The sequence below is a fragment of the Shewanella sp. Arc9-LZ genome (assembly GCF_010092445.1).
Taxonomy (GTDB): domain Bacteria; phylum Pseudomonadota; class Gammaproteobacteria; order Enterobacterales; family Shewanellaceae; genus Shewanella.
Map to the genome: position 1 here is coordinate 909,380 of NZ_CP048031.1, position 12,847 is coordinate 922,226.

15 protein-coding genes are annotated in these 12,847 nt (G+C 39.2%); 6 read left to right on the top strand and 9 right to left on the bottom strand.

Annotation, left to right across the window (positions count from 1 at the left end):
* Nucleotides 1-197 precede the first annotated feature (197 nt).
* A complete protein-coding gene (locus tag GUY17_RS03975) occupies nucleotides 198-812 on the top strand; it encodes a hypothetical protein (protein WP_162022368.1) in 615 nt (204 codons plus the stop codon).
* 73 nt (nucleotides 813-885) lie between these two features.
* Here the strand turns inward: GUY17_RS03975 and GUY17_RS03980 are convergent, their stop codons facing one another.
* Genes GUY17_RS03980 through GUY17_RS03990 form a run of 3 tightly spaced genes read right to left on the bottom strand, consistent with a single transcriptional unit; the run spans nucleotide 886 to nucleotide 3,678 of the window.
* The gene (locus tag GUY17_RS03980; protein ID WP_254439862.1) at nucleotides 886-1,422 is read right to left on the bottom strand and encodes a GDYXXLXY domain-containing protein; all 537 of its coding nucleotides are present in this window, start codon (nucleotides 1,420-1,422) and stop codon (nucleotides 886-888) included.
* Complete coding sequence (locus tag GUY17_RS03985) at nucleotides 1,422-2,564, bottom strand: DUF4401 domain-containing protein (protein ID WP_162022369.1); 1,143 nt, start codon at nucleotides 2,562-2,564, stop codon at nucleotides 1,422-1,424. The genes GUY17_RS03980 and GUY17_RS03985 overlap by 1 nt, the downstream gene beginning before the upstream one ends.
* Nucleotides 2,557-3,678, bottom strand: coding sequence for a DUF2157 domain-containing protein (locus GUY17_RS03990; protein WP_162022370.1), 1,122 nt, complete (start codon nucleotides 3,676-3,678; stop codon nucleotides 2,557-2,559). Before GUY17_RS03990 ends, GUY17_RS03985 begins: the two co-directional genes overlap by 8 nt.
* A 332-nt stretch (nucleotides 3,679-4,010) precedes the next feature.
* Here GUY17_RS03990 and GUY17_RS03995 point away from each other — a divergent pair, with 332 nt between their 5' ends.
* Nucleotides 4,011-4,259, top strand: a complete 249-nt coding sequence (locus GUY17_RS03995; RefSeq protein WP_011638562.1) for a DUF3297 family protein — start codon at nucleotides 4,011-4,013, stop codon at nucleotides 4,257-4,259.
* A gap of 251 nt (nucleotides 4,260-4,510) precedes the next feature.
* Here GUY17_RS03995 and GUY17_RS04000 read toward each other — a convergent pair whose 3' ends face one another.
* From GUY17_RS04000 to GUY17_RS04010, 3 genes are all read right to left on the bottom strand, one after another.
* Entirely contained in the window at nucleotides 4,511-4,843 is a 333-nt protein-coding gene (locus GUY17_RS04000) for a hypothetical protein (RefSeq protein WP_123776478.1), read from the bottom strand.
* Nucleotides 4,844-4,989: 146 nt separating this feature from the next.
* Nucleotides 4,990-5,583 (bottom strand): hypothetical protein, encoded by a 594-nt coding sequence (locus GUY17_RS04005; protein WP_162022371.1) that lies wholly within the window; start codon nucleotides 5,581-5,583, stop codon nucleotides 4,990-4,992.
* Nucleotides 5,580-6,155, bottom strand: coding sequence for a hypothetical protein (locus tag GUY17_RS04010; RefSeq protein ID WP_254439863.1), 576 nt, complete (start codon nucleotides 6,153-6,155; stop codon nucleotides 5,580-5,582). Before GUY17_RS04010 ends, GUY17_RS04005 begins: the two co-directional genes overlap by 4 nt.
* A gap of 343 nt (nucleotides 6,156-6,498) precedes the next feature.
* On the opposite strand from GUY17_RS04010, the gene GUY17_RS04015 reads away from it, so the two are divergent.
* Complete coding sequence (locus GUY17_RS04015; protein ID WP_101086012.1) at nucleotides 6,499-7,143, top strand: LysE family translocator; 645 nt, start codon at nucleotides 6,499-6,501, stop codon at nucleotides 7,141-7,143.
* A 116-nt stretch (nucleotides 7,144-7,259) separates the two neighbouring features.
* Here the strand turns inward: GUY17_RS04015 and GUY17_RS04020 are convergent, their stop codons facing one another.
* On the bottom strand, nucleotides 7,260-7,886 hold the full coding sequence (locus GUY17_RS04020; protein ID WP_162022372.1) for a protein-disulfide isomerase: 627 nt from the start codon (nucleotides 7,884-7,886) through the stop codon (nucleotides 7,260-7,262).
* 326 nt (nucleotides 7,887-8,212) lie between these two features.
* Between GUY17_RS04020 and GUY17_RS04025 the strand changes: the two genes are divergently transcribed.
* Entirely contained in the window at nucleotides 8,213-9,016 is an 804-nt protein-coding gene (locus GUY17_RS04025; RefSeq protein ID WP_162022373.1) for a polysaccharide deacetylase family protein, read from the top strand.
* 218 nt (nucleotides 9,017-9,234) lie between these two features.
* Here GUY17_RS04025 and trmH read toward each other — a convergent pair whose 3' ends face one another.
* Nucleotides 9,235-9,936, bottom strand: a complete 702-nt coding sequence (gene trmH, locus GUY17_RS04030) for a tRNA (guanosine(18)-2'-O)-methyltransferase TrmH (RefSeq protein WP_101086009.1) — start codon at nucleotides 9,934-9,936, stop codon at nucleotides 9,235-9,237.
* A 316-nt stretch (nucleotides 9,937-10,252) separates the two neighbouring features.
* Between trmH and GUY17_RS04035 the strand changes: the two genes are divergently transcribed.
* Entirely contained in the window at nucleotides 10,253-10,639 is a 387-nt protein-coding gene (locus GUY17_RS04035; protein WP_162024281.1) for a ribosome recycling factor family protein, read from the top strand.
* A gap of 352 nt (nucleotides 10,640-10,991) precedes the next feature.
* Here GUY17_RS04035 and GUY17_RS04040 read toward each other — a convergent pair whose 3' ends face one another.
* Nucleotides 10,992-11,567, bottom strand: a complete 576-nt coding sequence (locus GUY17_RS04040) for a porin family protein (protein WP_162022374.1) — start codon at nucleotides 11,565-11,567, stop codon at nucleotides 10,992-10,994.
* Between the two features lie 884 nt (nucleotides 11,568-12,451).
* Between GUY17_RS04040 and GUY17_RS04045 the strand changes: the two genes are divergently transcribed.
* Nucleotides 12,452-12,664 (top strand): cold-shock protein, encoded by a 213-nt coding sequence (locus GUY17_RS04045; RefSeq protein WP_011636218.1) that lies wholly within the window; start codon nucleotides 12,452-12,454, stop codon nucleotides 12,662-12,664.
* Nucleotides 12,665-12,847: the final 183 nt, after the last annotated feature.

A 12,847-nucleotide genomic window follows, 5' to 3' on the forward strand; every position in this document is an offset into this window, starting at 1 on the left:
TTTTTTTGATAAATCTATTTTTTGCTTCACCTTGTGTTTGAATCTTTTTTCCATTTCAGTCTTTTCGATAATATCTTTAGATTTTCTGAATATTGGTTCTATATTCAAAGTTGCTATAGTCACCTTGAGTGGGATACCTCTATTCATGGTAATGTTGTTTGCAATGTCGCTTTCAGAAGAGCGGTAAGGGATAGGTTTTGGTACATAATATTTTGAAATATAAATTTATTTATTTTATGGTCTCATTGGTTTCGGCCAATGCTTATGCTAGTAACCTATCTACGATGACTTGCCAGATAACGGCGATTGCAGAGACTGAAATTATCAGTAATCAATCAAAGTACGGTCAAGATATTAAGTATGATTTTCAATTTGAACATAAAAACCAGATTATAAGTGCTACGGTTGGTGTGATTAGACCCGAACATAACTCCCTATTGCTAAATAAACCTGCAAAAGAAATCTCCAGATCTGAAGTTATGGAAAATGCTCATATCGAATACGGAATAATATGGGAAGAAGAGCTTTTCTACGATGTTAGGTTAATACATGCTCAAAATGGCTCTTGGAACCAAAATAATACCAAATTAACCTTTTGGACGGCAGAATTTCCAAGTGTACCCAATAGTCAGGCTTTAGTCGGTTTTTGGTCAATGGCGACCGATGAAGAATTATTCACTATTACATTACTAGTATCACCGTTGGCACTAAATTCTGATCAATATGCTCGATTACCCACTGACATAGCAATCGATATCGTCAATAAAACAATTGATCAATGTCAGATCGAATCACTTAAAGATGTAGGTTAATTTGTTTCGTTCCATTAAGGTTGTATTAACTTTTAACATACCTCATTATTAATCTATTTCTTCAGTAATCTGCTTAGATCCGCTTAAAATCTTTGTTTATCATGTTACTGAGTAACAATTGTCCTGCCTGGTTAACTCTAAACTCGCCATATCTTGCGTGTTCAAACTCTTCAGCTCGGCCTTCTTGAAAGAAAAAAGCGTTGCTGGCCAGTTTGACTCTGCCGTCACGAACGCGGTACTGGATCAGTCGCTGTGCTGGTGTTAGCGCGACACCGTTGTAGAGACTGTCAAATTGGGCAATACGATTTTGGTCGAGTGTGACAATAAAAAAGCCATCATGGTTATTTGACGTGTTTGATAGTTGATCGACTGACCGGCTAACTGTTCTCGCGATATCGTAATTTAACGCCATGTAATCACCTTGCATTAACGAGCGAGGGTCGACGGGAGCCAGTTCAAACAGGATGATTTCGCCATTAGCCAACAAGTGTTCTTGTTGATAAATCTTGTAGTTAATACCAGCAAGTATCAATACTGCCGCGATAATAGCCCAAAGCGACCGCTTACTGAGTTGGCGTGAGTTGAGCGCCGCCATAGTATTTAATTGCATTATGGTTGCTCCTTATTGTGTGCCGTTGTCGCGGTATTCATTGTCATTTCTGCTTCAGCTGTCTTGTTCGTATTTATGCTCATGGCAAATCTGAGCAGTAGTAGCACTATGCCGCTGGCCATTAACCACAGTGATTTATCAAACAAGTCGATGTGGAGTGAGTAATAATACATGCCGATAAAGGCGAGCAGGGCGCATACCGAAATGATGACTAATTTACGCTCGTTATAAAAATAGCCTAGCAGTAGCATTAGTAGTGCGGCGCTTAATCCGCTCATGACGATAGAAAGTAGGCCGATTAATATTGCTGCAAGAATCACCATCAACTTGTTGCGAGGACGCACTGTAACAAATTGATTGATATTAGAATTGCACTGGTTAAAAATGTGATTAATCAGCCATAGCGCAGATAATAGGCTGATTATGATAGCTAAGTAGTCACTGAGGCTAGAGCTTAATGCCATGAGTACGTTTGGCAGTTCCATGGTGTCGCTAATTTCTGACAACATTAAATTGGCGAGTAGTAAACTGATAGCAACGGCGTAACCTAGCATTCTGATGCGTTGATAATGTTGTGGCCATCGGTAAAGCTGAGTCCATATAACCACTAAACTCAGCACCAATAATGGCAATATGAGTAGCGATAAATGGTTAATCACTAAGATGGCTAATAAGCTGGGAACCATGGCTAATGCCGCGACAAATTGGTTGGCTTTGTGGGGGATGGCTATCCAGTGTATGGCAAACGTGACCACATAAATGACTGCGATGAGTGTTTCGTTGCTAGATTCTAGGCTTTCGAAGGTGCCAAAAAGCAGCATTGTTTGTCCACATAAACTAAACGCAAATACCATTTGTAGAATAAATTCTTGGCGATTCTCACCCAGTCGGTAATACGCTAAGCATCCTAGACTCAGTACGCCACCAAAGCCGATAAACGATTCTGTTATATCACTCGCAGATGACAGCCCCAGCATCACAAACGCTAATAAAAATAGCGCAGCAACCCAACCACCAAGCATTTGTGCAGCAATGATATACCAAGGGCTGGCTAACAAGGATTCTGGTGCGGTATCAGTATTTACCCAGCCTTTATTTTGCAGTGACAGCCATAATGCGTTGTATGATTTAATGTTACTCATGAGCGGCTTCCTCACTGTTAAGCATTGCCGTTTGATCAAACTCTGTTTGTAATTTTTTTAACCAATATAAACTGCCACTGGTTAAGCCTATGACCACCATCGCTATCAGAAAAAAGCCTCCAATGGTGTAGTGGCTATCAAATAGCTCCTTTGAAAGTAGCGAAACAATCGCGGTACTTATGCTGGTTAACACCAGTGTGAGCGGATACAAAGCGGGCGAACGATAACGATACCAAACAAATAAGCTAGTCAGGATGGCGAGGTAAAGCAGCGCATAATAGGTAATATGTTCGCTCGAGTCGAAGTCATAGCTGAAGTCAAAAATGATCCACACTATTAGCCAGGTAAATGCACTCAGACTAGCCAGTAAACTGGTTGCTTCTACCATGGGGCAGTTAAAGCGTAATTGTCCGCGCCACTGACAGCTTTTCGCAAGGGTAAATAGTAGGTGAATGGCTAAGTTAACTAAGCCAAAAATAGCAATTTGTTGAATGTCTTCGAGTAGAAAACTAAATACAGAAGCAAAGGATTGAAGATATAACCCTAGGCTGACGTTGAGTAATACCACTACCAGTAACCACAACAGATCAAAACCTGCGATGTAAGCAAAAGGTAAAATTAATACTGCCCAAATGGCGAATAGTTGCCATGGATCGGCGCCAGTTTGATAGGTTTGCCCAACTAACGCCAGCAATGCCCCGAGCATAATACTGGCCCCGAGTAACATTGCATTGGCTAAGCTCCAGCCATAAGTCTGTTGGTTGTGTTGAGCTTGCAAATGATATTGATCATGTTGGGATTTTTGCTGTAAATATTGCTTTTTTTGCGCGCGGTTAGTGAGATAGAATCCGCCAATAAACAACGCAAATATGGTTTCGACTATGGCAAATTTATTGAGGTGTGATAGCGCATCCCAGTTGAAGGCCATGAAAAAAATCACCCCAGCGCCAAATAACAACACTCCGAGATACAGTAAGATATTGGCGATTAATAATTGCCAATTTTTTGCGTTTGGATGGGGATAGACCTCTAACATTGCGGCTTTAAGGTTAGCGGGGGCAATCTTGCCGTCTAAAAACCAATGCCATATAGTTGATCGTTTTTGCGTCATCATCCCTTGCCCATTATCCCTTTGATTAAACCCGTGGCAGTCAATACTCTTTCGCTCACTACGCTAAATGTAAACTAACGCTACCGATATGCAATTAAAAATCATATGCAATTAAAATGCATTGAAAATGTCATACGGGATTTTAAATACAGACACTTAGCTTAACACTCAGCTTAACACTCAGCTTAACACTGATGCTTAGCGTTTATTATTAGTACTTCTTCCCTGGCTGACAGTATCTTTTCGGTGCGACTCACATTTATGACAGCCGCTATTGAGCATCAGGCCGGTATTGCCTACAATAGCGCACGTTTTATTAACTACAGCATACGACAATGAACGACACTACTGCTAAACCCGCTTTACCAGATCGCCTTAGCGTTAATCCACGTAGCCCACACCATGTGGCTGCAATTTTCGAACACGAGATTGGCATTTTGTTTAATGGCAAAGAGCGTGCTGATGTTGAAGAATATTGCATCAGTGAAGGTTGGGTAAAAGTCGCCTCGCACAAAGCATTAGATCGTCGTGGCCAACCGCTTACGATGACAGTAAAAGGCAAGGTTGAAGCGTTCTATAAGTAAGACTGATTACCGGTTATTTATTGTTAAAACGAAAGGCTAGCCGTCAGCGCTGGCCTTTTGCTTTTGTGAGAGTTTAGATAAACAATTAACGCTAAATTTACTTATCAAGCATTACTCATTAAGTTTCGCTCATGGCAGCGCATGTGATGTTTTATTGCAGTTAAAAAATCCATAATAATATTGAAAACAATATATATAAATTGATTATACTAATTCTTAGCAATGCTACACTCGCCCTTGTGGACTTGTTATTAATCGATCACGAAGCCTGAAAATGTCAAAATGAAATATGCGGCGATACTGATAACGAATAAAACAAAATGACTTATTATACAGATAAGCATGACTGCTCCAGTACCTGTTACATCGCCTGCTAGTTTTGCTTGTCCTATCGATATAGATGTTAGGAATGCAACTATTATACTCACGAGTAACTGAGACCAAAAATCACCTGTAAAAAAAGGGAGTATGTAGCATAATGCCGGTCCTAAGATGTATGCTACCTCATTATCTTTAGATGAAGAAAAGACAATACTTAGAAAAAAAATTAATATATAACTTCCTATTATTTCTGTTAATTCCATTTATTTATGATCCTATTTAGTCTGGTCTTGTATTAAAATTGATACTACAACGGAATTCAGAAGTATTAGGTAGTTCAAGTTCAACGATTTATGTTAATTCATGTGCTTAAGTGAGCACATATTATTAGTCCCAATCTGGTATGAGTTTACTTGCATTGCCATGTATTAAGTTTATTGAGTATGAATTCATCAATTTTTTGATGTAAAAGTATATTTTCATCTTTAATAGTATAAGTTCCAACAGTGTCTCCGATGTTGAATTGATGTGTACATCGATAACTCGGATCTGTTTCGCCATGACCATCTAACATACAATCCCCCCAATATAGGTAATCGCTTCCAGCCTTATCATATGCCACCCAATGATATGGGCTTTGATCTTCAAATTTGATGTTTTCCATATCAGAACGTCTTAAATTTTCAATATTCAAAACATGTTTAATAATTTTATTGTTAGAAAGGTTAACTTGAATATGGTGATAGATATGACCTGTTGAATGGCTAGGTGATGTTACTTTAAAAGAAGAAATATGTTTGTGTAGCTCTTTACCTTCAAAAAAAATTGAAGGTCCATAACCTGTATTTTTATCAAAATTTGAATCGTTACTTGGTGCGGTAGATAGTGACGCTGGCGTTAAATATGCCTTCGGTAAACAGTATTTATTCCATTTTATTGTACTGGTACTCGGGCTGCATGCCGCGATTAATAATAGTGGAGTGAATATGATTAATTGATTCATTGGTTAGCTCCTTTATATCCAACAGCAGAATCACAGTCATGGCAGTAAAGTTCACCATACAATGTAAATTCCGCTTCATCAGGAACATTATTAAGCCAAGTACCACCATAAAAATGGTTAGGGATATTGAACAATTTAAATGCGATGTGATGGTAGTCAGCCATTTGCTTAAGGCTAAGCAAACCTTTTACTTCGCCAATATTGCCATTGTCATAGTCATGTGTAACGAAGGATATATGTTGATTTGCTACTTCAATACCGACGTCTTTAATTTTCGCTCTCATTTGTGAAAATGTACCCCGAAAACCGCCACGTTCAAGTCCGGTTGCCAAATTAACAACAGTCGAACGAGCCATAAACTCCCAGTAAGTAAACCCTTTGTTATTCCAAAAATTAGTATCACCGCTTTGAATAGCATGTTTTAATTTTGCGGTATCGGTTACCCATAGAGCATATCCAATCCGAGCTACAGGATCTTTTTTGCTTAGTCGACTTCTCCAGAAAGCTTCTAAGTTGCCATTAAGCACATTTGTTCGTTCTTGAGCGGTAATCGCCAAATCGCCAGATGTCATATTTAATTCCTTTTAATTTATTCTATTTGAATCATTGCCTTACCATTTCTCATACTATAACTGATATTGACTTAACTGAATAATTATTAACTATATATATATGAAATATAATAGTTTATTGATATTTTGTTATTATAAATAACTAGTCTGTAGTAACCAGAATAGCTAGTTTGAGGGTAAAGTTTGTTCACCTCTTATTTCATCACTTCTTCCGTAAACAAACTCTGCCAGTCGTCATCCTGCTTAAACACAACATGAAGGCCAACATGACTTTCATTCATGTTGAATAGCTGTAGAATCCGCGCCTTATTTTCCCGTCTTAATAGCTGTTGTTTGTGTATTTATGATGATTGATCTGGCTTTACTTCCTTTATATTTAACCACTGTTGTCGCGTTATTATTAATTCCTGGACCTGACATGCTGTTGATCGCCAGTTCCAGCTTGAGTTATGGCCGCAAAGTGGGTGTGTATGCCTGTTTTGGTAATGCTACCTCTGGACTGGTGTTAACCTTGCTTGCTGCTATGGGTGTTTCTGCACTTGTGGCAATGAATCCAATGGCGTTAGAGCTATTACGGGTATTGGGCGGGGCGTATTTATTGAAAATGGGTTGGGATTGCATGCGCAGTGGTACAAGCGACGCGCCCGAGATTACCCAACAAGGTAATGTTGCAAAATTACTCTATCGTCGTGCGGTACTGAGCAATTTACTGAATCCTAAAGCGTTGATCTTTTTTGTGTTATTTTTGCCTCAGTTTGTGTCTACTCAGTTGAGTGCCAGTTCAGGTGAACAAATGCTGGCGCTAGGTTTGTTGCTGAATGTGATGGGATTGACGTTCAATTTGCTGTTGGTAGCATTAGTGGGTAGTTTGGGTAAATCTTTGCTCAAAAACGAAAAATTCCGCACATATCAACATAAATTTATGGGTGTAATATTTTTTGCATTAGCCATTTGGTTACTCGCATCGCAAGTTCAAAGCATTGCTTAACCTTTAAGGTTGAAAGAGGCGGTTAACTAAAAACCACGGTCATTAGCCGTGGTTTTTTTGATCTTACTGCTGGCGCATTCACATCGATGATGTATTTGGCGAGTGACGAGTTATCGTTATGCTTCAGTTTTAGCGAGTTTAATCGCTGTTATCTCTTTTTCAACCGCAGCAACCACAGCATGAGGGCTGCTCAGGTATTGTGAGTGATCGATAAAAATGGCGTTATCATTAACGGTCATGACTAAAGCGGGAAAGCCGGTAGTACCAATGACTTGTTGAATCTCCTCTATGCCTTCCAGTACGTATTCTGCGTCCATACTGAGCTCATCTTTAAACACTTTATTTGATGGTGACAGCTTAAATTTTTCTACAATGTCATTAAAGTCGTGCTTGTTGCTAAGCGGGTTGCCTTCAATAAAATGGGCTCTTTGTAGCGCATTGAGCACATCTAATTGCTTGTCAGCTTGTTTGCCCTGCAACCAGGCCATAAAGTTTGCGGTTTTGATTGAGCTTTTAGGACTGTTTACGTAACGAATATGATCGCGGCCAAATTTCAGTCCACTCATTTTTGCAGCCGCTTCCATTTGCTCTTCGCCAGCACTGTCTTTGCCAATGTAATGTGCGCTATGCAGTAAATGTACATTCATTTCGGGATAGGCTTGCTGCAATGCATTCACCAACGGTGTGGTGGCATAGCTCCAAGGGCAATGTGAGTCGTAGATAAAATAAAGCTCAGTGGTCATTAAGTGAATTCTTGTTTGCGAGTCAGATGTGCTGATCCTAAATAGTTTATGAGTATTATACAATCATTGAATCTGCACCAATTGAGCTGAAGTTGCCAGAGGCGTTGAATAAACGATAGCTTTCAATACTGTATAAAAAACGGCTACCGTATAAAAGCAATTGCCTATAGGATTAACACTAGCGACTAATATGCATGGCGTCGGCCAAGTCCAATAGACGATTGAGCTTTTGATTACATAACACTCAACCATGCTGATGTAGATTAAGCGCATGTGGATTAATGACAAGGAATTAGTTCAAGTGACTTTATGGACACTAGATTATTATGATTAAACCAATTTGTTTTTTTGCTGCACTACTACTTTCATTATCAAGTTATGCAGAAACGCCAAGTACGGTTAACACACTAGGTGATACGTTCACTTGGCCAGGCGGGAGCAAGTTAGCCGTTAGTCTGTCTTATGATGATGCGCTTAATAGTCAGTTAGATAATGTGATACCCGCGCTGGATAAACATAATTTCAAGGCGTCTTTTTATGTGGTAGTAAACTCTCCGGTTATGAATGTCCGACTAGATGAATGGCGTGCAGCAGCTAACCGTGGCCATGAGCTTGGCAATCACAGTGTTTATCATCCTTGTCGAGCCTCTTTGCCGAACAAAGATTGGGTAGAGGCGCATCATGATCTTGATCATTACAGCGTGGCGCAGATGATTGAAGAGCTAAAAGTAGCCAATACTTTTTTAAAGGCCATTGATGGTCAATCAGAACGGACTTATACGGTGCCTTGTGGCGATATGGTGATTGGCGCTGATGTGTTGAGTCACCAACAATACCTGAGTCAGCTCAATGAGTTATTTACCGCGGTGAAAGGGCAAGGGAAAGATTCTCGATTTTCACTAATATTATATCCAGAAGGCCAAAGTGGCAAAGAGCTTATCGATTATATTCGCCATATTCCCGCAGATACTTTACTGGTAAACGTAATATTTCATGGGGTTGGAGGAGATTATTTATCGGTGTCATCTGAGGCACACGCTGAATTATTAACGTTTTTAGCCAGAAACCGGGATGCTTATTATGTTGATTCATACATCAACTTGATGAAATATGCTGACAGTAAGCTGTAAGTGTTCAATCATTTGATGGTAGGCAAGGGAGTGTAGATGGCAGGTTGATAAACCTCGTAGTTTTCTTATAACTCAGCGGTTATTTCAAATGAATCAAAACTCTATTAAGTCGTTCAGAATACTTATCAAACAGTGGTGCAGAATAATTGAGGCCGAATACTGGCCTCAATTATGAGTTCTTAGTTCTTAGTTATTAGTAGATGTACTGAGTTGATGCATCAATCCACCAACGTTTGTGGATTTGGTGCGCGCATTCTATCCCACCACTCTTTGTCAGCTACAATTTGGCCTTGATCATCAATGGCGGGGTAGGGGATCTGTTTGCGGCGACACGCTTTGGCATAAACCGGATGACCTTGTTCAAATAACATAGTCTGGCAGTAGCTGTGATCCAGTCTACGTGTGCCGTACATCTTGGCTACTTCGCGCTGGCGCTGAGCTTCATACATCACTAGTGCTGCGGCAACCGACACGTTAAGCGATTGCACCATGCCACGCATGGGAATAATGATATGTTGGTCTGCTGCAGCAATGGCTTCTGCGCTGACGCCGTCACGCTCATTACCCATTACAATGGCAGTGGGTTGAGTATAATCAATCTCACGAAAATCAACCGCAGAGTCCGAAAACGTAGTGGTTAATATCTGCATTTTCTGTTTTTTAAAGGCCTGGTGAGCTTCTTCAAAAGTGTAATGTTTAACGGTATCAACCCATTGTTGGCTGCCAGAAGCGGTATTACCCGATACCCGCATATCATCATCGGGCCACACAGCATGAATTTGATGTATGCCCACACAGTCAGCAGAGCGAAGAACCGCAGCAATATTATTGGTCATATGCACTTTATCAAGGCAAACCGTTAAGTCGACTTGGCGGTTATCAAGCATTTGATTTATTCGGGCAAAACGTTCTGGACTCATGAGGTATTTCTACTTAATTTTATTCAACATATTTTAACATTAGCTTTCAACAGAAAGGGCGCTAAATGCGCTGGTAAGCGGTTAATATTGATAGCAGGTGATTATTTCGAGTGGCATTATAGCGTTAAAATGCGAACGCTAAAACGTCATCAATCGTGACAAGAGATTGGTTACTACATAATTCTGATTTTTATTACTATGTTGATTTTAAAGATATGCTAGTAAGTTATAGATAACGTTGAAGTTAGTAGTTTTTACCGATAAAAGTGTTTTAGCCAGAACTCATTTCAACAAAGTAGGTTTGCCACAAAATATTATGATTGAAGATATTACCATCCCACTTCCATCACTTATTCATCGAATTGGTGGGGAGAAAGCCAAGCAAGCCAAAGTCATTGCGCTGCAATTTAACTGCGAGCTGAAGCGTGTACGTCGGTCTCGGAATTGGGGCGTTATCGGTGAGGCGGTTAATATTCAGTCGTTTACTGAACAGTTAAAAGCACAAAATGATGATAATTTTCGTTATCTTATTCAAAAGATTGAGACCGCGCTTCTTGGCCATGCAGATAAGTTAGAGCCATTAGATGCAAAACTTGTCCGCTTAATTAAACAAACTCCAGGTATCACCTTGGGGGAACTTATGCAGCTTACCCAATGTACATTAACTGAGGCGCGAGTGGCTCGTTTTAAAGTCGATTTTTGATTATTTCAACGTGTGATTCTTACTTTTTTATGCTGCAGGATCGCAATACTCCGTGGCGATAAAAATACAGCGCTTGTTGTTTTGAGCCCCAAGCTCAGTATGTAAATTTTGCATCGCAGTGAATAAACAGAGTTAAAGATAAGCAACCTAAATCATCAATTGTTTTATTGACGTAAATCGCAGACACAAGAGCGATGCTCATATAACTTGTTTTGGGTAGAAGGTTAATCGCTTTAATGCGGATCTTAGAATGATAGGTATAAAATAAAGGTGTAACACAATTTGCATTACACCCTTCTGAATTTTATTATTAAGTAGTTAATTTAAGCACTCTACTTAATCACTAGAATCTCTAGAAACGATATTCAACACCGATACTAGCCTGCTTAAAGTCTGTTTCTGTGTCGGAACCGTTAGAGACATTATCTAAGTTAATTTCTGCATCATACCAAGTGTACTCCGCATTAATTAAAAAACGATCTGTTACTTTAAACGCGACACCAGCACCGGCAAATACACCTTCATCATCTTTATTGCCAGAAAACCCAACCACGTCATAATCTGTTGAGTACCATAACTGACCACCTTTGGCATACAACTCTATTCGCTCAGCAATGGGCAAAGTCACTTTTAGACCAGCGGTATAACCATCTGTTTCAGCGCTAGATAAGTTGTTGCCGTAACTACCAAAATCAATATAGCTACCTTCTAGAGCTAAGTATTTGTTGAAGCGATAACCTACTAGGCCCTGGAGTACATCATTGTCGTCGTCAAAGTCATCTTCGCCATCGACTTTTAGGTAACCATAATTAGCGCCGACATAAACGCCATTTTCTGCTGCGTCTTTCTTGAAGTCATCAGCGTGAGAATAAGTACTAAAAGAGGCTAACGAAATAAGTCCAGCTAAAGTAAGAATCGTATTTTTCATAAGGTACTCCTAGTTAATTACGTAAATACATCTAACTAAATACAAAACAGATGCCAACTTTATAAAAGTAACAGAGAGTTAATTATCGATATTTAAATTTAACAATTAATATCAACAGCTTATGTTTAGTGTTTTTGGTAAGGGAAGGTGTAGGTGATGATATCTCAAGCGAAATGGCTTATTTTTTCACCCGCTCAATGAGCCAGTAATAATGTAAAACGGTATTTTTTTCTGATTGAATTGTAATTTTTTCATCTTTAAAACATAATGTTATCAAGATGTTGTGGTTTTATTTGTTGTTGCCTATTTTCTAGAAAAGATAAAATCTTAGTCATAAACTTGCTATGTTGATTTAGCGTTTAAAGTGTAGGCTTGTCCGATAGCGTTAAAGTACAACCATTAAAGAAAGATAATGACTATACAGTCATAAGCCGAATAACCGGATTATCAACACGGTAGGATCGAAAACCTAGATTGTAAATTGGGTTGGATGACTTGCCTAATTGAATTATGAAGCTAATTTCATATCTGTTTTTGGTTAACGGCTATGGCAGGCGCTATGGCAGGCTTAGTGGCTAATCTAGTGGCTAATCTAGTGGATTAAGGTTGCAAGTGGCAATGCTGCTAATCAAGTGGTTTTAGGTGTTGTTTATATTTATTCAATAAAAATATTTACAAGCTTAGATATTCGTGTATTATATGTCTTGCTCTGACATTCAGAGTTATTAATGAACATCAAGTAAAAGAAAAGCCTTAGAATCTCTTCGTTATCGTTGTTATCCTCTGTGTTTCCCTTAGCTTCATCGTGACATTCAATAATTCAAGCTTGAGCGCATCGCATTTTCGCGACAGATTGATTAATTTTAATATATAAGGGACACATCATGTCTAACAAAACAACTGGTTTAGTAAAATGGTTTAACGAAGATAAAGGTTTTGGTTTTATCACTCCTGATAACGGCGGCGCTGACGTGTTCGTTCATTTCCGTTCAATCACTTCAGAGGGTTTCAAGACTCTTGCTGAAGGCCAGAAAGTTTCTTTTGATGTTGAGCAAGGCCAAAAAGGCCCACAAGCTGCTAACGTAGTAGCTGTGTAACTCGACGTTATAAGAATAACGCAAACGGTTTAACGACTGTTTGCGTTTTTTTATGTCTGCGATTTAACAACTTGTATTCGTAACGGGTATAAACGGTTTATTTTTGTAGTGTCATCATTTCAAATTATTATTTTAACTATGTCTCCTCTGCTTGTTAATCACCATCCTCAATATGAGCGGAAT